The organism is Corynebacterium sp. LK2510 (genome assembly GCF_040946405.1).
Classification (GTDB): Bacteria; Actinomycetota; Actinomycetes; order Mycobacteriales; family Mycobacteriaceae; genus Corynebacterium.
On sequence record NZ_JAYWLR010000016.1, the window covers coordinates 21706 to 41207 of the forward strand.

21 protein-coding genes are annotated in these 19502 nt (G+C 67.0%); 7 read left to right on the forward strand and 14 right to left on the reverse strand.

Features of this window, described 5'->3' with window-relative positions; all coding sequences use genetic code 11:
* Nucleotides 1-130 precede the first annotated feature (130 nt).
* On the forward strand, nt 131-817 hold the full coding sequence (locus VVR41_RS08680) for an O-methyltransferase (RefSeq protein WP_409338302.1): 687 nt from the start codon (nt 131-133) through the stop codon (nt 815-817).
* Here VVR41_RS08680 and glgC read toward each other — a convergent pair whose 3' ends face one another.
* Nucleotides 818-2035, reverse strand: a complete 1218-nt coding sequence (glgC, locus tag VVR41_RS08685; RefSeq protein WP_321101159.1) for a glucose-1-phosphate adenylyltransferase — start codon at nt 2033-2035, stop codon at nt 818-820.
* Between the two features lie 68 nt (nt 2036-2103).
* On the opposite strand from glgC, the gene glgA reads away from it, so the two are divergent.
* A complete protein-coding gene (gene glgA / locus VVR41_RS08690; RefSeq protein WP_368524424.1) occupies nt 2104-3267 on the forward strand; it encodes a glycogen synthase in 1164 nt (387 codons plus the stop codon).
* A gap of 22 nt (nt 3268-3289) precedes the next feature.
* Nucleotides 3290-4693: a GH32 C-terminal domain-containing protein gene (locus VVR41_RS08695; RefSeq protein WP_368524425.1), complete on the forward strand. Its 1404-nt coding sequence runs from the start codon at nt 3290-3292 to the stop codon at nt 4691-4693.
* Here the strand turns inward: VVR41_RS08695 and VVR41_RS08700 are convergent.
* Genes VVR41_RS08700 through dapE form a run of 7 tightly spaced genes read right to left on the reverse strand, consistent with a single transcriptional unit; the run spans nt 4690 to nt 9655 of the window.
* Nucleotides 4690-5550, reverse strand: coding sequence for a methyltransferase domain-containing protein (locus tag VVR41_RS08700; protein ID WP_368524426.1), 861 nt, complete (start codon nt 5548-5550; stop codon nt 4690-4692). The two genes, VVR41_RS08695 and VVR41_RS08700, sit on opposite strands and share 4 nt — an antisense overlap.
* A gap of 46 nt (nt 5551-5596) precedes the next feature.
* Complete coding sequence (locus VVR41_RS08705; protein ID WP_321101166.1) at nt 5597-5767, reverse strand: DUF3117 domain-containing protein; 171 nt, start codon at nt 5765-5767, stop codon at nt 5597-5599.
* A 39-nt stretch (nt 5768-5806) separates the two neighbouring features.
* Nucleotides 5807-6154, reverse strand: a complete 348-nt coding sequence (locus tag VVR41_RS08710) for a cell division protein DivIVA (RefSeq protein WP_368524427.1) — start codon at nt 6152-6154, stop codon at nt 5807-5809.
* 3 nt (nt 6155-6157) lie between these two features.
* Nucleotides 6158-6892 carry a glucosyl-3-phosphoglycerate synthase gene (locus VVR41_RS08715; protein WP_368524428.1) on the reverse strand — a complete coding sequence of 245 codons (735 nt, stop codon included), beginning with the start codon at nt 6890-6892 and terminating at the stop codon, nt 6158-6160.
* Nucleotides 6889-7701 carry a dihydropteroate synthase gene (gene folP, locus VVR41_RS08720; protein WP_368524449.1) on the reverse strand — a complete coding sequence of 271 codons (813 nt, stop codon included), beginning with the start codon at nt 7699-7701 and terminating at the stop codon, nt 6889-6891. Before folP ends, VVR41_RS08715 begins: the two co-directional genes overlap by 4 nt.
* Nucleotides 7702-7716: 15 nt before the next feature.
* Entirely contained in the window at nt 7717-8523 is an 807-nt protein-coding gene (locus VVR41_RS08725) for a TIGR00730 family Rossman fold protein (RefSeq protein ID WP_368524429.1), read from the reverse strand.
* 46 nt (nt 8524-8569) lie between these two features.
* On the reverse strand, nt 8570-9655 hold the full coding sequence (gene dapE / locus VVR41_RS08730; RefSeq protein ID WP_368524430.1) for a succinyl-diaminopimelate desuccinylase: 1086 nt from the start codon (nt 9653-9655) through the stop codon (nt 8570-8572).
* A gap of 44 nt (nt 9656-9699) precedes the next feature.
* On the opposite strand from dapE, the gene VVR41_RS08735 reads away from it, so the two are divergent.
* The 4 genes from VVR41_RS08735 (at nt 9700) to dapD (ending at nt 14493) form a co-directional block, all read left to right on the forward strand.
* Nucleotides 9700-10632, forward strand: coding sequence for a succinyltransferase (locus tag VVR41_RS08735; protein ID WP_368524431.1), 933 nt, complete (start codon nt 9700-9702; stop codon nt 10630-10632).
* 62 nt (nt 10633-10694) lie between these two features.
* Nucleotides 10695-12116: an amino acid permease gene (locus VVR41_RS08740; RefSeq protein WP_368524432.1), complete on the forward strand. Its 1422-nt coding sequence runs from the start codon at nt 10695-10697 to the stop codon at nt 12114-12116.
* Complete coding sequence (locus tag VVR41_RS08745) at nt 12113-13522, forward strand: amino acid permease (RefSeq protein WP_368524433.1); 1410 nt, start codon at nt 12113-12115, stop codon at nt 13520-13522. The genes VVR41_RS08740 and VVR41_RS08745 overlap by 4 nt, the downstream gene beginning before the upstream one ends.
* A gap of 5 nt (nt 13523-13527) precedes the next feature.
* Complete coding sequence (gene dapD, locus VVR41_RS08750; protein WP_368524434.1) at nt 13528-14493, forward strand: 2,3,4,5-tetrahydropyridine-2,6-dicarboxylate N-succinyltransferase; 966 nt, start codon at nt 13528-13530, stop codon at nt 14491-14493.
* A gap of 19 nt (nt 14494-14512) precedes the next feature.
* On the opposite strand, the gene VVR41_RS08755 is transcribed toward dapD, so the two are convergent.
* The 6 genes from VVR41_RS08755 to VVR41_RS08780 form a co-directional block, all read right to left on the reverse strand.
* Nucleotides 14513-15118: a GtrA family protein gene (locus VVR41_RS08755; RefSeq protein ID WP_368524435.1), complete on the reverse strand. Its 606-nt coding sequence runs from the start codon at nt 15116-15118 to the stop codon at nt 14513-14515.
* A gap of 86 nt (nt 15119-15204) precedes the next feature.
* Entirely contained in the window at nt 15205-16314 is a 1110-nt protein-coding gene (gene dapC, locus VVR41_RS08760) for a succinyldiaminopimelate transaminase (protein ID WP_368524436.1), read from the reverse strand.
* 40 nt (nt 16315-16354) lie between these two features.
* On the reverse strand, nt 16355-16681 hold the full coding sequence (gene fdxA, locus VVR41_RS08765) for a ferredoxin (protein ID WP_321101180.1): 327 nt from the start codon (nt 16679-16681) through the stop codon (nt 16355-16357).
* Between the two features lie 13 nt (nt 16682-16694).
* Nucleotides 16695-17051: a hypothetical protein gene (locus VVR41_RS08770; RefSeq protein ID WP_368524437.1), complete on the reverse strand. Its 357-nt coding sequence runs from the start codon at nt 17049-17051 to the stop codon at nt 16695-16697.
* On the reverse strand, nt 17048-17881 hold the full coding sequence (mshB, locus tag VVR41_RS08775; RefSeq protein ID WP_368524438.1) for an N-acetyl-1-D-myo-inositol-2-amino-2-deoxy-alpha-D-glucopyranoside deacetylase: 834 nt from the start codon (nt 17879-17881) through the stop codon (nt 17048-17050). The genes VVR41_RS08770 and mshB overlap by 4 nt, the downstream gene beginning before the upstream one ends.
* 35 nt (nt 17882-17916) lie before the next feature.
* Nucleotides 17917-19497, reverse strand: coding sequence for an ABC transporter family substrate-binding protein (locus tag VVR41_RS08780; protein ID WP_368524439.1), 1581 nt, complete (start codon nt 19495-19497; stop codon nt 17917-17919).
* Nucleotides 19498-19502 lie beyond the last annotated feature (5 nt).

The following is a 19502-nucleotide window of genomic DNA, read 5'->3' on the forward strand; positions in this document are numbered from 1 at the left end:
ACAAAGGCCAGAAAAAAGGCGTGTAAATGCCCGGTAATTCATAACGATCCATTAACGGTCAGCCACGTCGGCCCCACAGCTCACACGCGCCAAGCGAGATCGGCGCACTCCCCGCGTCCCACCACCTATGATGATCGGTGTGAACAACTCCGCAAACAGCTCTGCTTTCTCGACCATGAACGACTACATCGCCGAGCGCTCCCCCGGCTCCGACGGCGACGAGTTCCAGCGCGGGCTCGGTCAGGCCCGTTTGGATGCGGAGGAAAACGCCCTGCCCGCCCCCAGTTACGCGGTCGGCAGCCTGCTCACCGCGCTCGCAGCCGCGGGGTCGCCTGCGCACGGTGCGGTCGCGGTGACCCCCGCCGCCGGTGTCGTCGGCCTGCACATCCTGCACGGCCTGCCTGAGAAGGCGACCCTGACCTGCATCGAGCCCGAGGCCGAGCACCAGGCCGGCGCCCGCGACGCGTTCCGCACCGCCGGGTACGCCTCCTCGCGCGCGCGTTTCCTCACCGCTCGCCCGCTCGACGTCATGAGCCGCCTCGCGCCGAGCTCGTACCACCTCGTCTACGCGGACGTCGCGGCCGTCGACATGTCGGTGCTGCTGCGCGCCGCCTGGCCGCTGCTCGCCCCCGGCGGCACGCTCGTCATCGCGGACTCGCTTCTCGACGGCACCCTTGCCGACGACACCCGCCGCGACCGCGACACCGAAGCCGCGCGCGCCCTGTGGGCCGACGCCGACGCCCTGGCGGAGAGCGACGGCGCAGTAGTCACCCGTCTGCCACTCGACGGCGGGCTGACGCTCGTGACCCGCCGCTAGTTAGACCACCTGGTTCTTGCCCACGACGGTGACGCCGGCGTCGGACACCGTGTAGCGCTCACGGTCGCGCTCCACGTCGACGCCGATGATCTCTCCGTCGGAGACGTAGACGTTCTTGTCCAAGATTGCGTGGCGCACCACCGCACCCCTGCCCACGCGCACGCCTGGCATGAGCACGGACCCCTCGACGGTTGCGCCTTCTTCGACGCGCACGTCGGTGGAGAGCACCGAGTTGCGCACCGTTGCCCCCGAGATGATCGAGCCGGGGGCGACGATGGATTCCTGCGCGATACCGCCCATGACGAACTTCGCCGGGGGAAGGTTGTCATCTTCCGTGGAGTGGATCGGCCACGCCTTGTTGTAGAGGTTGAACACGGGGTGCGAGGAAATCAGGTCCATGTGCGCCTCGTAGAACGAGTCGATGGTGCCGACATCGCGCCAGTAGCCCTTGTCGCGCTCCGTGGCGCCCGGGACGTCGTTGCGCGAGAAGTCGTAGACGTTCGCGTCGCCCTTATTCACGAAGTACGGGATGATGTCGCCGCCCATGTCGTGGTCCGAATCCTGGTTCTGCTCGTCTTCGAGCAGCGCCTGGATGAGCGCCTCGGTGGAGAAAATGTAGTTTCCCATCGACGCGAACGTCGTCTCCGGGTCGTCCGGGGTGCCCGGCGGGTTGGCGGGCTTCTCCAGAAACTCGGTGACGGTGCCGTCGTCCTCGGCCTGGATGCAGCCGAAGGCCGAGGCCTCGGAGCGCGGCACACGGATGCCCGCGACCGTGGCTGACTTGCCGGAGCGGATGTGGTCGTCCACCATCTGCGAGGGGTCCATGCGGTAGACGTGGTCCGCGCCGAAGACAAGGACATAGTCCGGCATGTCGTCGTAAATGAGGTTGAGAGACTGGACGATCGCATCGGCCGAACCGCTGTACCAGCGCTTACCGCGGCGCTGCTGCGCCGGGACCGAGGCAATGTATTGCGAGGTGGGCCCGGCGAGGTTCCATGCCGTGGCCACGTGGCGGTCGAGCGAGTGCGACTTGTACTGCGTCAGCACCGCGATCCTCATGTATCCGGCGTTGACCAGATTGGACAACACGAAGTCGATGAGGCGGTAGTTGCCGCCGAATGGGACGGCCGGCTTGGCGCGGTCGGCGGTCAGGGGAAACAGGCGCTTGCCCTCCCCGCCCGCGAGGACGATGGCTAGTACTCTCGGCTGGCTCTTCACACTGGTCCAGCCTAGCTACCCCGGGGGACTCGTGCAGCGTTTCAGAATCGTTACTAGGCTCGGCGGGTATGAGAGTGGGAATGATGACCAGAGAGTACCCGCCGGAGGTATACGGCGGTGCTGGCGTCCACGTCGCTGAGCTGACCCGATTCATGCGGGAGATCACCGAGGTAGATGTCCATTGCATGGGCGGTCCGCGAGATGAGGCCAACGTCTACGTCCACGGCGTTGACCCGGAGCTTGCGGACGCCAATGGTTCGATCGCGACCCTCTCCACGGGCCTGCGCATGGCGCACGCGGCCACGGGCCTCGACGTGGTGCACTCCCACACGTGGTACGCCGGGCTGGGAGGCCACCTCACCGGGCTGCTGCACGATATTCCGCACGTTGCCACCGCCCACTCCCTCGAGCCGGATCGCCCGTGGAAGCGCGAGCAGCTCGGTGGCGGTTACGACGTCTCCTCCTGGTCGGAAAAGAACGCCATGGAGTACGCCGACGCCGTCATCGCAGTCTCCAGCGGGATGAAGGACGCGATCCTGAACGCGTACCCGCGCATCGACGCGGACAAGGTTCACGTCGTTCTCAACGGCGTCGACACCGCGAAGTGGTTCCCCAACGAGTCCCGGGACTCCGCCGTGTGCGCCGAGCTCGGCGTCGACCAGTCAAAGCCGATCGTCGCCTTCGTCGGGCGCATCACCCGTCAGAAGGGTGTGCCCCACCTGCTCAAGGCGGCCCGCGCATTCGACGAAGACATTCAGCTGATTCTGTGCGCCGGTGCCCCCGACACCCCGGAGATTGCCGCGGAGACCGAACAGCTCGTCGAGACGCTTAGCGCCGAGCGAGACGGCGTGTTCTGGGTCAAAGACATGATGCCCGCCGAAAAGGTTCGCGACGTCTACGCCGCGGCCGACGTGTTTGTCTGCCCGTCCATCTACGAGCCGCTCGGCATTGTCAACCTCGAGGCGATGGCGTGCGAGACCGCCGTGGTCGCCTCGCGCGTCGGCGGTATCCCTGAGGTGGTCGTCGACGGTGAAACCGGTGTGCTCGTCGACTACGACGAGGCCGACCCCGAGGCGTTTGAGCATCGCATCGCAGAGGCCGTGAACTCCGTCGTCGCCGACCGCGATCTCGCCGCGCGCATGGGCCGCGCAGGCCTTGAGCGGGTGCGAAGCGAGTTTACGTGGGACAATATCGCGCGTCAGACCGTGGACATTTACAAAAGCTTGATTTAAGGCAGCAAGGGTTAGCAACAACATGAGCGTTTACAGACCTGAACTTCACTTCACCGCAGACAAGGGCATCCTCGAGGGGGCTGCGGGCGTGCTTCGCGACGGCGCCACCCCCGGCGCCGAGGACACGTGGCATCTGTTCCACCAGTACAAGTTGAGCCCGGACTCCCCGAGCCGCTGGGGCCACGCCATGTCGGAGGGCAACCCGTTCGACTGGGTCGAGTGCGACGACGCCGTCGTCCCCACCGGCGGTGAGACTCAGGTCCGCGCAGGTGCAGTCGTCGCGGCGCGCGGCGGCGTGGATCTGTACTTCACGTCCGTGACCGCGACCGGCACCTCGATCCAGATCTCGCACGCGGAGGACCGCACCGAGCTGTGCACAGACATCCACGAGGATTTCGCGGTCAACCCCGCGTTCCAGCGCCGCGGCGACGTGGTCACGGACGCCGGAAACTTCACGCGCTTCCGCTCCCCCTGTGTAGTCCCGGGTTGGGTGCGCAACGATGACCGCGATCAGGGCGTTGCCGGCTGGCTCATGCTCGCCGTCGCCGGGCCGACCGAGCACCCCGACGTCGTCGTGCTCACCTCCGAGGACGGCACCGCGTGGTCGACCATTGGAGCATTGAAGTTCGACGGTAACCCCGGCTTCGATCCGGAGACCGATGTCCTCGTCGCGCCCCGCATCATCCGGTTGCGCGACCAGGTAGACGACATTATCTACGACGTTCTCATGTTCACCCTCGAGCGCGAGGGCGGCGACGAGACCTTCTACGTCACCGGAACGCTGACGGACAACATCTTCAAGGTGGTCACCCCGGCCCTGCCGATCGACCGCGGCCACGACTTCTCCCGCCCCCGCGCCACCACCTACACGGAGGGCACCAGCGAGCTCGACGAGCGCTACAACCGCGCCTACATTTACGGCCCGCTGCGCAGCTCCGGCCGCAACGCTGATCTGACCAAGGAGCTGAACTGGGAGACCGGCGGCTGGGCCGGCGTTTTGTCGCTGCCGCGCCGCGTCACCCTACAAAACGGCCGCCTCTACCAAACCCCCGCCTACGGTCTGCCCGACGCCGTCGATGAGACCAGGCGCGCCAAGATGTGGACCGGCCTGTGCGAGATCCCCGTCGGATCCTCGGTCGTCGCCGAGCTTGTCGACGCCAAAGACGAGGTCTGCGCCGTCATCACCCACTCCGGCGACCAGATCACACTCGACCGCCTGGATGGTTCCCCCGCCGTCGCCGAGCTTGGCGACGACGACGAGGACAGCGTGACGATCATCGTCGACAGCTCCACCATCGAGGTCTTCGCCGGTGGCGGTGCCGTGACCCTATCCTCGCGCTTCTGGCCCGCCGACGGTTGCTCCGGAATCCGCGTGCGCGCCCACGGCGACGCGGAGATCTTCAGCGAGTGGAGGCGCGGAAACTAAGACGCTTTGGTGAAGCGCACCAGGCGGGCGCGCCCCGTAACGTCGAGGTAGTCCGGCAGCTCCGCGACGTTGGCGCGCAGCTGCGCCGGATCCAAGTGGCGCGCCGACGGGCTCATGCCCACCTGTGCGGCGATGGAGTCGCGGTCGAGGCGGATCGGGAACTCGATCAGCTCCGGCTCACCGATCATTTCCAGGTGACCCGCCGCCGTCTGCAGCAGACGCTCCAGCTTGCCTTCCTCCACTCCGAGGATGCCCAGCGGGGCACGCAGCTCGTCGAGGTGGCCCGTGTCCGCGACGAGAATGATCGCCTCGCCGTTGTCGCTCAGCACGCGCGCGAACTCTGCGGGGTTGCGGGGCGCGAAAACAACGGTCAGGGCGTCGACGGTGCCGTCGCGAAGCGGCAGGCCCTCCCAGACGTCAGCGACGACCGCGCCGATCCTGGGGTGCGCCTTGGACAGGAGCTTGGCTGCGGGGGTGGAGATGTCGATGCCTACGCCGCGCGAGCCGGCGATGCTGTCGAGCGTGTGTGAGAGGTAGTACCCCGTGCCCGCGCCGACCTCGAGCACGACGGGCTCGGCGGCGTGGGATTTCTCCACCGCGTCAGCGACGCGCTCGGTGACGGTTTCGACGAAGGGCGCGAAGTGGCCTTGGGAGAGGAACAGCTCGCGCGCGGTGACCATGTCCGCGCTGTCGCCCTCGTGGTTGAGTCCCCGGCCCCCCGCCAGGGTGACGTAGCCTTGGCGGGCCACGTCATAAGAATGCCCCGTCTCCGAGACGAGACGAGCAAAGTCGTCGGCGCCGCGGAGCGGGGAAAGGTCGATGGGATCAGCGAGGACGTCGACGATGTCGGAAAGCATGTCCCGATAGTACCGCGACTGCCCTCGTGAGAGGCGGAGTCAGCCCTTAGGCTTCGGCTGCCTCGCGCAACAACTGGCCGAGCTCGGCCGCTTCTTCCTTCGACATCTCGACGACCAGGCGTCCGCCGCCATCGGACGGAATGCGCATCACGATCTTGCGGCTCTCTTCGACGGCTTCCATCGGCCCGTTGCCGGTCCTCGGTTTCATGGCTGCCATATGGGTCCTCCTGACCCTGCGCCCGTGGCGGGCACAGAACTACGTAGCGTCACCCGCACGCGGCGAGTGCAAATCGGAATGCCCCAAGTCTACTCCGGATCGCCCCTCACGGTCACCGTTGTCGTCGCGGCTGCTCTCACGGCGCTGCTCAATGAGCTGGCTGACAAGGTCGTCGACCTGGTCCATCCGGTAGCCGCGGTGCACGACCTCGAGTTCGACATCGCCGAAGCGTCCCTCCGCAACGGCCTGGCGGTTGCGCGCAACGGTCTCACCTGTCGGGGGCATGGGATCCAGCGCCTCGCCGCGTCCGAAGATCCGCGCAGAGAGGACGAAGCCGATCGTGCAGACGATGGCGATGATGAGAATCAGAAGGATCCAGGAAAGCATGCCCTAGATAGTATCCGCCACCCAGGCCGGGCGTTGCTCGACGTCTCTGCCGAGCGCGCGGCCCAGCAGGGTTGCGGCGACGACGTCGGCCATCGGGGCAAGTTCCGCAAGAGGGCGGTTGCGGTGCACCCGCTGGCCCAGCTGCACCTGGGTCAGCGCGCTGGCGCCGAAACGCGCGGCGACGTCGACAACTAGTCCGGCCTCGACGCCGTAGCCGTGGACGAACGGCAGCGACAGCGCCGTGGTGCGCCGGATCGCGTACTCCCCGGCCAGCGGCTGGTGAAGAAACGCCAGATCCGGAAACAGCGCGCGGATAAGCGGCTTCGCGGTCAACTCGGTGACGCGCCCGCCGCCGTCCGCCTCATCCCCGTACGCCCGCCGGTACGCGGCCTTGACTACGTGGATGGCGGGGTCGGCGAACGGCGCGGCCAGCGCATCGACCCACCCGGGCTCGAGCGATGTCACATCGGCGTCGACGAAAACGACCACGTCCCCGCTCGCCGCTTTGACCCCGCGCCACAGGGCCTCGCCCTTGCCGGGCCGCGGTTCGATCCCCGGCGCGACCTCGCGCCAGTTGACCACCTGAGCGCCCGCGCGCCTCGCCTCTGCTGCGGTGCCGTCGGTGGAGTCGGAGTCAATCACCAGCACTTCTGCGGCGCGCGAGGCCAGGCACGACTCCACGACCCCGCCGACCGTCGCTTCTTCGTTCAGCGCCGGGATGACCACCGAGTATTTCACGCCAGGCCCCGAGTGGTGTCGAGCGGCGCCATGCGACCCTGGATGGCCGCGGTCATGCGGATGACGTCGACGGTGTCGCGGACCTCGTGGACGCGAAACGCCGCCACGCCCCGGGCGGCGCACCATGCAGTCGCGGCCAGGGTTCCGGCGACGCGTTCCCCGACCGGGCGCGCCAGCGTCTCGCCGACAAAGTCCTTATTGCTCAGCGCCATGAGCACCGGCCAGCCGGTCGCCACGAGCTTGTCGACGTGGCGCAGGAGCTCGAGGCCGTGGAAGGTGTTCTTGCCAAAGTCGTGCGTCGGGTCAATGAAGACGCGCTGCTCTGGGACACCGGCCGCAACCGCGCGCCGCGCCAGCGCATCGGTCTCGCGGATCACATCGCCGACGACGTCGTCGAAGTGGACACGGTAAGGCCGAGTCCGCGGGGTTGCCCCGCCCGTGTGGGAGCAAACGTAGCCGACGCGGTGGTGGCCGGCGACCTCGATCAACTCCGGGTCGTATCCCGCCCAGGTGTCATTGATCAGGTCCGCGCCGGCGGCGATTGCCTCCTCGGCGACCCGAGCTCGCCAGGTGTCGACGGAGATGGAGATTTCGGGGTGGCGGGTGCGGATTGCGTCGATAAGCGGCACCACGCGCTCGGCCTCTTCGGCCGCACTGACCTCGGTGCCCGGGCCCGCCTTGACCCCGCCAACGTCGACGATGCTCGCGCCGTGGGCGATCACCTCGTCAGCGCGGCGCAGCGCCGCGTCCATGGCGAACGTCTCCCCGCGGTCGTAGAACGAGTCGGGCGTGCGGTTGACAATCGCCATGACCTGCGCAAGCACTTAAGAGCGGCCCTCCATGGCCTCGCGCTCGCGGATGCGCTCGTCCGTCATCACACGGTGGGCCTCGACTATGTGCTCGACGGCCTCCTCCACCGAGTCGGTGAGGAGGAACAGTTTGTCGTCGCCTTCGGAAATCAGGCCGCGGGTGAGCAGCTGGCTGCGGATCCAGTCGACCAGACCGCCCCAGAACTCGGTGCCGATGAGCACCATCGGGAAGTTGGTCACCTTGCGTGTCTGCACCATCACGAGCATCTCGAAGACCTCGTCGAGGGTGCCGTAGCCGCCCGGCAGGGCGATGAACGCTTGCGAGTACTTCAAAAACATCGTCTTGCGCGCGAAGAAGTAACGGAAGTTCAGGCCGAGGTCGACCCACTCGTTCAGCCCCTGCTCGAACGGCAGCTCGATGCCCAAGCCGACGGACATGCCACCGGCGTCGTGCGCGCCGCGGTTCGGGCCCTCCATCAGGCCCGGGCCGCCACCGGTGACGACGGCGTAGCCGGACTCAACAAGAGCCTCGCCGAGCGCGCAGCTCTGCTCGTACTCGGGCGTGCCCTCGCCGAGTCGCGCCGAGCCGAAAACAGTGACGGCCTTCGGCAGGTCCGACAACGCGTCGAAACCGGCGACGAACTCTGATTGGATGCGCATGACACGCCACGGGTCGGCGTGCTTCCAGTCGTGGTCCGAGCTGCCCAGCGACTCCAACAGTCGCTGGTCGTGCGTCGACGACTGTGTGTCGTCCGTACGCAGCATGATCGGGCCGCGCAATTTGCGGTCGCCGGCGGGCTTGGGGGTGGTGTGGGGCGCCACGGTCTTGTGCCTTCTTCCGGTTGGGCGTCAGTCGGTTGTGGTCCGGCTAGTCCTCCGCCGCAAGGTACGCCTCGAGGATGGTCGACACCGAGCGGATCTGATCCACCGGGCACTGCTCGTCCTTCTTGTGGGCGTAGCCCGGATCCCCCGGGCCGAAGTTGATGGCCGGAATCCCTAGGCTAGAGAAGCGCGCCACATCCGTCCATCCGAACTTCGCGCGGAACTCACCACCCACCGCCTCGACGAGGCCGGCGGCAACCGGATGGTCCAGGCCCGGCAGCGCACCGGCGGCGACATCATCCCAGACCAGCTCGAGGCCCTCCTCCAGCGCGAGCACCTCCTCGAGGTGCGCCTTCGCGTCCTCGATGGAGCGGTCAGGCGCGTAGCGGAAGTTGATGATCAGCTGCGCCTCATCCGGGATCGTGTTGGTGGCCACGAACCCGTTCATCCCCACCACATTCAGGCCTTCGCGGTACTCACACCCCGCGATCTCGACGCTGCGCGGCTCGTAGGCGGCCACGCGGGAGAGCACACCGGACAAAGCGTGGGCGGCATTGTGCCCGAGCCAGCTGCGCGCGGAGTGCGCGCGGGTGCCGTACGCATTGACAAAGACACGGATCGTGCCCTGGCAGCCCGCCTCGATCACAGCCCCCGAGGGCTCACCGAGCAGCGCGAAGTCTGCCTCGAGCAGCTCCGGGTGGTCGCGCTCGAGGTGGAACAGCCCGTTGAACTCCGTTGCGACTTCTTCGGCCTCATAAGCGATGAGGGTGAGGTCGAATGGGCTTGTGCCAGACGTCGCAAAGCGAGCGAACGCCCGCAGGTAGCAAGCGAGCCCCGACTTCATGTCCACGGAGCCGCAGCCCCACAACACGTCACCTTCAATGTGGTGGGGAGTGTTGTCTGCGAGCGGGACGGTGTCCACGTGCCCGGCGAGCACGACGCGACTCTGCCGGCCGAAGTGGGTTCGCGCCACGACAGTGTGGTGGAAACGCTGCACCTCGATGCCCTCGATGCGGCGCAACGCCTCCTCGATGGCGTCGGCGATCTCCGCCTCGTGGTGCGAAGGCGACTCGATATCGATCAACGCCGCGGTCAAGTCAACAGGGTCTGCAAATAGGTCGAGGGAAGCCATGGGCGTCATTCTAGCGCCGACACCACCCCGATAAGATTGGCCCAATGACGCAGTTTCTGGCCGCCGGGGCGTGCGCCACAGGCATCGCAAACATCGCCGCCGACGGCACCGTCCTCGACACCTGGTACCCCGCTCCCTCGCTTTTCGACGCCCCCTCGACCCCCTCCTCCACCGAGCGCGTCTCCGCCCGCGACCTTTCCGACCAATTCCTCAACCTCGTCGGAATGGACCGCGACCGCCTCGTCGAGATGGTGCCGGTGCGCACCACCATCGCGGATTTGTCCCAGCCCCCGCGCGACGCCCACGACGTTTATTTGCGCCTGCATCTGCTCTCCCACCGCCTGGTCCGCCCGCTCGAGCTCAACATGCACGACTGCCTCACCCACCTCGTTCCCGTGGTGTGGACGAACAAGGGCCCATGTTTGCCGGACAACTTCGAGTACATCCGGGCCAAGCTGCGCGCCCGTGGGCAAATTCACGTCTACAGCATCGAGCGGCTGCCCCGCATGGTCGACTACGTCGTCCCGTCCGGTGTGTCCATCGCGGAGGCCGAGCGCGTGCGCCTCGGCGCCTACCTTGCTCCCGGTACCTCGGTGCTGCGCGAGGGCTACGTGTCCTACAACGCCGGCTCGCTCGGCCCGGCGCGTATTGAAGGCCGCCTGTCCTCGGCGGTGACTGTGGACGAAGGCACCGATCTGTCCTTGTCCTCCGCGCTCATGGCGAGCCGCGCGGGAGGACAGAACCGCGAGCCCATGCGCATCGGGCGCAACTGCGTGCTCCACCCGTCTGCCGGCGTGATCGGCGTGGATTTGGGCGATCGCTGCGAGGTCGGGGTCAACGTCATGCTCGAGCCGACGACGGCACTGTTTGACTCCCGCACCGGACGGATCATCGCTGCCCACGAAATCTCAGGTCAAAGCGATATCGCGATTTGCAACGAGCCCCACTCCGCGTGCCCGGTCCTGCGGCCGCGTTAACGTGCGAACACAATCAGGCGACCGGTATCGCTGCGGTACGAGACAGTGTTTAAAGTAAAACCATGTCTCACAACGTTGAACAACCAGCCGGAATGGCTGCGGGGTTGCGACGCGAGCTGAAAACCCGCCACCTCACCATGATGGGATTGGGCTCCGCCATCGGAGCCGGTCTCTTCCTGGGAACGGGCGTGGGTATTCAGGCCGCGGGCCCGGCGGTCATCCTCGCGTACCTCGTCGCCGGTGCGATCACTGTCTGCATTATGCAGATGCTCGCCGAGATGGTCGCCGCCCGACCATCATCGGGCACCTTCTCCACCTATGCGGAGCAGGCCTTTGGCAACTGGGCCGGATTCGCCGTCGGTTGGCTCTATTGGTTCATGATGGTGATGATCATGGCCGTGGAAATCACCGGCGCTTCCGCGATTATCGCCGGGTGGCTCGGCGTTTCGCCGTGGATTCCCGCCCTTGTGGCCATCCTGACCTTCACGGTGATCAACTTCGCGGCCGTGCGCAACTACGGCGAGTTCGAGTTCTGGTTCGCGCTGATCAAGGTCGCCGTCATCGTCGGCTTCCTCATCCTGGGCACCCTGCTCTGGCTGGGAATCCTGCCGGCTAGCGGGTTCGTCGGCCTGGACAACATCGCCGAGGTCGGGTTCATGCCGAATGGCTGGGGCGGTGTGGCCACTGCACTTCTCGCCGTGGCCTTCGCCTTCGGCGGCATTGAGATGGTCACCATCGCCGCTGCCGAGTCGGAAGAGCCCGAGACCGCGGTGCACTCCGCGATCCGCACGATCATCTGGCGCATCAGCATCTTCTACATCGGCTCGGTCATCCTCATTGCCCTGCTGCTGCCCTACGGCACCATCGGCGGCGCCAGGGATGCCTCCGAGTCGCCGTTCACCGCCGTGCTGCAGCTGGCCAACATCCCCGGTGCTGTCGGCATCATGGAGGCGGTCATCGTGGTCGCCCTGCTGTCCGCGTGCAACACGCAGATCTACGGCACCTCGCGCTTCCTGCACAACCTCGCCCAGCGCGGCGACGCACCTGAGTTCTTCCGCCACACCGACTCCCGCGGCGTCCCGCTGCGCGGCGTGGTGGTCTCCGTCCTGTTCGGGTTCATTGCGGTGGGCCTGCAGTACTGGAACCCGCCGGGGCTGCTCGCCTTCCTGCTCAACGCGGTGGGTGGCTGCCTGATTGTGATCTGGTTCGTGATCACCTTCTCCTTCCTCCGCATCCACCCGCGCCTTGAGGCCACCGGTGAGATCACCCACGTCCGCATGTGGGCCCCGAAGGTCCTGCCCTGGGCGACCGTCGCCCTCGCCGCGGTCATTGTGGTCCTTATGGCCACCACCCCCGACGGCCGGTTCCAGATCTTCGCTGTCGCGGTCGTGGTCGGCGTGGTCACCTTGGCCGGAGTTCTTTACACCAACACCCCCGCGTACAAGCGCGACACCGCCGCTGCTGCCGAAAGGAACGCACGATGAGTACTCCTGTCTCACACACTCCCGCCCCGACCGAGGACACGGGTCTCGGCACGGGCCTGAAATCACGCCACCTCACCCTGATGGGTCTGGGAATGGCCGTCGGCGCCGGACTCTTCCTCGGCGTCGGCGCGGGCATCCGCGCCGCCGGACCCGCCATCATCGTGGCCTACGCGATCGCCGGCCTAGTCGTCGTTGCTGTCATGCGCATGCTCGGCGAGATGGCTGCGGCTCGGCCGTCGTCCGGTTCCTTCGCAACCTACGGCCGCCAGGCGTTCGGCCCGTGGGCCGGGTTCATGCTCGGTTGGCTCTACTGGTTCCTGCTCACCATGGTCGGCGGTGCCGAAATCACCGGCGCCTCGGCGATCATGTCCGGTTGGTTCGGCGTACCGCCGTGGATTCCGGCGCTGGTTATGGTCACCATCTTCGCCGTCATCAACCTCTCGCAGGTCAAGGGGTTCGGTGAGTTCGAGTACTGGTTCGCAATGGTCAAGATCGTCGTCATCGTCGGCTTCCTCCTCATCGGTACCGCTTTGTTCCTCGGCCTGCTGCCAGCCTCCGGATTCGTCGGCTTCGACAACGTCCGCGAGTCCGGCTTCGCGCCGAACGGTATCGCCGGCATCGCGGCCGGCCTGCTCGCCGTCGCGTTCGCCTTCGGCGGCATTGAGGTTGTCACCATCGCCGCGGCCGAGTCCGCCAACCCGGCCAAGGCTGTGAAGAACGCGGTGAACTCCATCATCTGGCGCATCGCCATTTTCTACATCGGCTCGGTCATCCTGATCATCCTGATCCTGCCGTTCGCCTCCATCCACGGCGCGGACACCGCGGCGGACTCCCCTTTCACCCAGGTCCTCGGCATGGCGAACATCCCGGGCGCAGCCGGCTTCATGGAGGCCGTCATCGTGCTCGCGCTGCTGTCCGCGTTCAACGCCCAGATCTACGGCACCTCCCGCATGGCCTACCAGATGGCCACGCAGGGCGACGCCCCCCGTTGGCTGGGCAAGGTCAGCGCGCAGGCAGTTCCTACCAACGCCGTCATCGTTTCTGTTGTCTTCGCCTTCGCAGCTGTGGCCCTGCAGTGGTGGAACCCGCCGGGGCTGCTTGAGTTCCTGATGAACGCAGTCGGCGGCTGCCTCATTGTCACCTGGGTCTTTATCGTCCTGAGCTACGTCCGCCTGCACCCGCAGATCGTCGCCGAGGGCAAGGGCGACCTCATCACCCTGCGCGGTTCGTCGTGGGTCCCATGGGTCACGCTCGCAGCGCTCATCGGCCTGACCGTGCTCATGCTTCTCGACGCCTCCACCCGCGGCCAGATCTTCGCCGTGCTCGCCCTCTCGGCCGTGCTGATCGCGCTGTCCTTCCTCACGCGAGCCGGGTCGGCCTCTCGCCGCGGCAATGATCTAAGCTAGCGGGCATGACAACTGCGATCGCGCGTGGCATTGCCACGGTTACTCATGACGGTACAGTCCTCGATGTCTGGTTCCCCGCACCTAAGCTGGGCGAACCGGTCACGGCCAGCGGCACGACACGCCTCGAGGAGGCGGACAGCCGCTTTGACCATCTGGTTGGACCCGACGAGGACCGCGGCGTCGCGCGCGTCGCAGTCGAGACCGCCATCGCGGACCTCTCCGAGCCGGCCATCGACGCCTACGACGTCTACCTGCGCCTGCACCTTCTGTCCCACCGCCTGGTCGCGCCGCACGGCGCCAACATGGACGGCGTCTTCGGTCTGCTGGCCAACGTGGTGTGGACCAACTTCGGCCCCTGCGCCGTCAACGACTTCCAGATGACCCGCGGCAAGCTCGCTGCCAAGGGCCCGGTCATCGTCTTCTCCGTGGACAAGTTCCCGCGCATGGTCGACTATGTCGTACCGTCCGGCGTGCGCATCGGTGACGCCGACCGTGTCCGCCTCGGCGCCCACCTTGCGGAGGGCACCACCGTCATGCACGAGGGATTCGTCAACTTCAACGCCGGCACCCTCGGCAACTCCATGGTCGAAGGCCGCATCTCGGCTGGCGTGACCGTGGGCAACGGCACCGACGTCGGCGGCGGCGCGTCCATCATGGGCACCCTGTCCGGCGGCGGCAAGGAAACCATCACCCTGGGCGAGCGCTGCCTGCTCGGCGCCAACTCGGGCGTGGGCATTTCGCTTGGCGACGACTGCGTGGTCGAAGCCGGCCTCTACGTCACCGCCGGCACCCGCGTCGTGCTCACCGCGGCCGTGGCAAGCGCCTTCGGCAAGGAAGCCGACTCCGAGATCAAGGCGCTCGAGCTGTCGGGGGCCAACGGCCTGCAGTTCCGCCGCAACTCGCTCTCCGGCGCCGTCGAGGTCGTCCCGGCGAAGGGCATCGAACTCAACGAGGCCCTGCACAAGAACTAAACGTCCCCGCCGCCGAAGATCACCCCTCGCTGGTTGTCACCAGAGGGGTGATTTTTGGTTTTCCGAAGGCCCAGTACTTGTTGATGATGAAGTTCACGGGCATGGCGATCAGCGTCGCCAGCGCCTGGGCCCAGTACGACTTCGTGCGCAACCCGGTGGAGTCATCGAACACCTCGCTCGGCAGTGCGATCGGCGAGTTCGGGTTCATAAACAGCGTCAACAGCGTCAGCGACACCACAAACGCCACCACTCCTGTGGCCAGGAACGGGATGAACCCCTTCAGCCACGGGCGCTTCGGGATGCGCCGGAACGTCCACGAGCGGTTGAGCTGGTAGTTCCACACGTTGGCCACCACGAAGGCAATCGTGGCCATGACGTGGTACCACCGGACGTTGAACGGGGTGCCGAGGAGGTTGAACACCGCGTCGGCCTCGTGGGTGTTGAAGCCGGCGTCGAGAAGCTTTTTCACCAGGTAGAACACGGCGAGGTTGACCACCACACCCGAGCCGCCGACAATGCCGAACTTCACAAACTCCCGAAAGCTGGTGCGCAAGCGCAGCGCCAATCCGCCGCTCGACTCCTGCGCGAGCGGCGGACGAGCGGGCACGGTGGGGGTGGAAACCATGGCTTCCTCGGCTTTCGGAGGCTTTCGGGTGGGCGAATCGTGAACCAACTAAGGGTTCTATTCTAATCCCCACCCACCGAAGGGAGTTATTCCGCGAGCCTGCCGGCGGCCTCCGCGACTGCCTCATCCGTTGCCGTCAGCGCAATGCGCACGTGGTGCTCAACGCTCGGGCCGTAGAAGTGCCCGGGGGCGGCCAGGATGCCGCGCTCGGCGAGCCAGGTGAGTGTGTCGCGCGAGGAGGCGCCGTCGCGCCGCGCCCACAGGTACAGGCCAGCCTCGGAGTGGTCGACGTTAAACCCGGCGTCGAGAAGCGCCTTGAGCAGCACCGCGCGGCGCTTGGCGTACGTGAGGCGCTGCAGCTGCTCGTGCGAATCCTCGCGCAGCGCCGCGACCATCGCATGCTGCACCGGCCCGGGAACGATCAACCCGGAGTGCTTGCGCACCAGGAGCAACTCCTGGACGAGCGCCTCGTCGCCGGCGAAGAAACCGGCGCGGTAGGAGGCGAGGTTAGAGGTCTTGGACAGCGAGTGGATCGCCAGCAGGTTCGTGTTGTCGCCGTCAGTGACGCGCGGGTCCAGGATGGAGACGGGCTCGGCGGACCACGCCAGGCCCATGTAGCACTCGTCGGAGGCGATGATCGCACCCGTGTCCCGGGCGAACTCGACCCAGCGGCGCATTTCGTCGACCCCGCGCACGCGGCCTGTGGGGTTCGACGGGGAGTTGACGTAGACGAGGTCCGCGCCGTCGACAGGCTCGTCCGAGCGCACCACAGTGCACCCCGCGATCAACGCGCTGACCTCGTACGTCGGGTACGCGACCTCGGGGATCACCACGACGGCGTCGCGCCCGCGCAGGCCCAGCGTCGTCGGCAGCCACGCGATGGCCTCCTTCGTCCCGATGACAGGAAGCACCGCGTTCGGACCCAGGCCACCCGCGTTGTAACGGCGGCTCAGTGCGTCAGCAATTGCGCCGCGCAGCTCGGGCGTTCCCGCGGTCTGCGGGTAGCCGGGTTCGGCGGCGTTCTCGGACAGCGCGAGCTGGATCGACGGGTCGACCGCGTCAATGGGCGTGCCCACCGACAGGTCGATCAACCCGCCCGGGTGCTGCGCGGCCGCCGCCTTAACGTCCGCGATGGTGTCCCACGGAAAGTCCGGCAGCTGCGTGCTCAGCGGGGTGCGATTGTAGGTGCCGGTCATAGCGGTGACGTCTCCTCAGACTTGCTCGAATTCAGTGGAACTACTTGTCCTGGTTCTGCGGCGGCAGAGCAGCGACGAAGGGGTGGTCGAAGTCGAGCGGGCCGGTCTTGGCCGCGCCACCCGGGGAGCCAAGCTCGTCGAAGAAGCCGACGTTGGCGTCATAGTACTGGGACCACTCGTCCGGGGTGTCGTCCTCGTAGAAGATCGCTTCGACGGGGCAGGCAGGCTCGCACGCACCGCAGTCCACGCACTCGTCCGGGTGGATGTAGAGCATGCGCTTGCCCTCGTAGATGCAGTCAACGGGGCACTCTTCCACGCAGCTGCGATCCAGCACATCCACGCAGGGTTGGGCAATCACGTAAGTCATGCCCGCCATTATGTCACTTTGGCCGAACGAGGGGCCACACGGCTCCTGCAATGCCGGCGAGCAAGAGCAGCACCGTCCACAGCGATGTAGGAACCAGCATCGTTCCCGCCGCCGGCAGCGCAAACATGAGAATAAAAAAGCAGCCCAGCCACACCCACAACGGGATCAGCGCGATCCCCGGGTGCGGGTTCCAGAGCGCGGCGGTGCGCGTCAGCACGGAGTTGAAGAAGAAGGCGATGGCAATCGTGATGGGAAACGGTGCCCCGAAAAGCCGCGCGTTGAGATAGACGACTTCCATCAGCACAGACACCGCCGCACCGACGCCGAGCCAGATCAGGCCGGCGACTGCTTCCCCACGGGGTCGCCTCACGCGTCGATCCCGTCGAGAAGCCCCGCGCCCGGAACAAGCGGCACCCCGGCGCCGGAGCGGTAGTGCTCGCGCCGGGTGACCACCTGGGTCACGAGGTTGGACAGGGCGTACACACCCGCCTCCTCGTCGTCGACGATGACCTGGGTTGCGTGCGCGCGCATCGCGGCGACCTTCACCGCAAACGTCTCGGCGTCGAGCTCAACCCAGGTCTCGGTCTCGTCGACGGCGTCGAGCTCACCGGGCGCGGGCATGGTCCAGCCCTCGGGCGCGTGCGCCGGCAGGTTCGCTTCCAGCTCGCTGCGCAGCCGCGCGGCCCACACCAGCCGCGGCACACCCACGCGCTCAGCCGCGGCGTGCGCGATCTCGTGCGCCCGGATGTGGTCGGGGTGCCCGTACCCGCCGTGGGGGTCGTACGTCATCACCAAGTGTGGCCGCTCGGTGTCCAGAATCGCCGCTAGCTTATCGACGCCCCCCTCACCACAATTCACAAAAGCCCGCGGGTTCCGGCTCGCCGGTGACCCCGCCATGCCGCTGTCGCGGTAGCACCCGGCGCCGCCTAAGAATTCCCCACGCACCCCGAGAATGCGCAGGGACTCGGCGAGTTCATGGATACGGTATCCGCCGAGCTGGTCGGCGTCGTCGGCGACGAGCTGCTGGTAGCGCTCCCCGATGACCTCGCCTTCCTCACCGAGCGTGCACGTGACCACCAGGACGTCGGCCCCGCGCCGGGCCAGGTCCGCCAGCGCGCCGCCGGTCGAGATGGCCTCGTCGTCCGGGTGGGCGTGTACCGCCACCACGCGGTACCCCGCGAGATCGTTAGTCTTTGTCATTGCTACGCCTTTCTGGGCCGTTCGTTGCTGTGCGACTACGAGGGCCACGCCTGGAGGACGGAATCCGCGCCAACGATACCGTCTGTTGCGGCGCGGATCCGCCGCTCCCCCATCAGCGGCACCCACACCGCATAAGCGTCGAGCGTCGCCGCGACCTCGTCCGCCGCCAGCTCCGCCGGGATCTCGCCGAAGAGGATGGCGTCGGCGCGCTCTTCCGTCTCCGGGGTACACAACCCCGAGAGGTTGCCGGCGCGATACGTCGCAGGCGGGCAGTACAGCCGTCCGGCCAGAGCCGGGGTCGAGCCGCGCTGCACCATCCAGTTCACCGTCATGTCGAGCTCTCCGGTGGGCAGCCCCTGTGCCGCCATGGAGCGCATGTCGGTGGTGACGACATCCGCGGCAATTCCGCGGGAAGAGAGCAGGTCCACGAGCGATCGCGCGGCGGCTGCGGCCTGCGCATCAGCCGGGTCGACTCCGACGCGCAGCGGCCGATTGGTGCGGATCAGCTCGGGCAACACCGTCGACACGGCCTCGGAGACCGGGCGGTGCGGGGCAACGTTCAGGTCGGTGCTTCGGCCGGCGGCGACGCTGGCGAGCAGGGGAACGTCGATAAGCGAGCGCATTTCCTCGCGCGCCTCCATGCTTTCCAGCAGCGGCGAGGTGGTGGACAGGGTGATGCCGAGGGTGCGCGGCGCGTCGACGAACTCCGTGCGCACCCCGGGAACGAGGCCGAACACGGTGCCGGTCGTTTCGGCCGGGGTGAGGTCGGCGAAGGCGAGCTGTCCTCCCCTGAGCTGGCCCGCGACCTGGGTGGTGTTGTTCACGGCGTTGAGGGTGAGGATGTCCACGTCGGCGGGGTGCTCGCCCCAAAACCTGTCATTGCGGTTGAGGATGATCACGCGGCGTCCCCGGTCAACATCGACAAGCATGAAGCGGCCTGCCGACGCCGGAATCGTGGTGCGCAGCCCGACGGCGAAGTCGGAGGCGTCGGCGCTGAGCAAGTGCGACGGCAGTAGGTGGGTGAACAGCGCGCGCCACTCGGCCACCGGCGCGGAGAAGTCGACGTCGACAACTTTGCCGCCAGCTCCGATCACGCGGATGTCCGAGATCGCCCTATAGCCTGCCGGGTCAATCACCCCGGGCGTGGACGCCATTCCGCGCCACAGATAGGCGAAGTCGCGGCCGGTGATCGGCGTTCCGTCGGACCATTGCGCCTCATCTTCGAGGACGTAGCGCACCGTCATGGCCGCTGCCGGCGACGACGGCACAGGCAGCACCGCGGCTGCGGTTACAAGATCTGCGTTGCGCTCACCGTTGATGAACGCGCTCGGCAGCACCAGGTCGGCGATCGCCCTGACGGTCTCTGTCTCGTCGGAGGCGAGGTGCGGGTTGAGCCCGTTGCGTAGCGGGTCCACCCCAACCTCGAGGGTGGTGCGCGTCGTGGGGGCCGGCGTGGCCGCGGTGGTAGTTGCGCGCTCCCCCGGCGGGTCCGTGACCAGTGGGGGCGGGCCCGGGTTGGCCGCACACGAGGCAATGGACAGTCCCATGGCAGACAGCAGCGCCGCGCACACCATCCGGGTAGACGGTGTGCGCGGCGCTGGGTTGAGGGGTTTCATCCCCT

Coding starts and splice junctions, on each gene's coding strand:
- dapD (WP_368524434.1), top strand. CDS start 13,528: ATGACAACTGCGATCGCGCGTGGCATTGCCACGGTTACTCATGACGGT.
- VVR41_RS08755 (WP_368524435.1), bottom strand. CDS start 15,118: ATGGTTTCCACCCCCACCGTGCCCGCTCGTCCGCCGCTCGCGCAGGAG.
- glgA (WP_368524424.1), top strand. CDS start 2,104: ATGAGAGTGGGAATGATGACCAGAGAGTACCCGCCGGAGGTATACGGC.
- folP (WP_368524449.1), bottom strand. CDS start 7,701: ATGGCGATTGTCAACCGCACGCCCGACTCGTTCTACGACCGCGGGGAG.
- fdxA (WP_321101180.1), bottom strand. CDS start 16,681: ATGACTTACGTGATTGCCCAACCCTGCGTGGATGTGCTGGATCGCAGC.
- VVR41_RS08705 (WP_321101166.1), bottom strand. CDS start 5,767: ATGGCAGCCATGAAACCGAGGACCGGCAACGGGCCGATGGAAGCCGTC.
- dapC (WP_368524436.1), bottom strand. CDS start 16,314: ATGACCGGCACCTACAATCGCACCCCGCTGAGCACGCAGCTGCCGGAC.
- VVR41_RS08740 (WP_368524432.1), top strand. CDS start 10,695: ATGTCTCACAACGTTGAACAACCAGCCGGAATGGCTGCGGGGTTGCGA.
- VVR41_RS08680 (WP_409338302.1), top strand. CDS start 131: ATGATCGGTGTGAACAACTCCGCAAACAGCTCTGCTTTCTCGACCATG.
- mshB (WP_368524438.1), bottom strand. CDS start 17,881: ATGACAAAGACTAACGATCTCGCGGGGTACCGCGTGGTGGCGGTACAC.
- VVR41_RS08745 (WP_368524433.1), top strand. CDS start 12,113: ATGAGTACTCCTGTCTCACACACTCCCGCCCCGACCGAGGACACGGGT.
- VVR41_RS08695 (WP_368524425.1), top strand. CDS start 3,290: ATGAGCGTTTACAGACCTGAACTTCACTTCACCGCAGACAAGGGCATC.
- VVR41_RS08700 (WP_368524426.1), bottom strand. CDS start 5,550: ATGCTTTCCGACATCGTCGACGTCCTCGCTGATCCCATCGACCTTTCC.
- VVR41_RS08710 (WP_368524427.1), bottom strand. CDS start 6,154: ATGCTTTCCTGGATCCTTCTGATTCTCATCATCGCCATCGTCTGCACG.
- VVR41_RS08780 (WP_368524439.1), bottom strand. CDS start 19,497: ATGAAACCCCTCAACCCAGCGCCGCGCACACCGTCTACCCGGATGGTG.
- dapE (WP_368524430.1), bottom strand. CDS start 9,655: ATGGCTTCCCTCGACCTATTTGCAGACCCTGTTGACTTGACCGCGGCG.
- VVR41_RS08735 (WP_368524431.1), top strand. CDS start 9,700: ATGACGCAGTTTCTGGCCGCCGGGGCGTGCGCCACAGGCATCGCAAAC.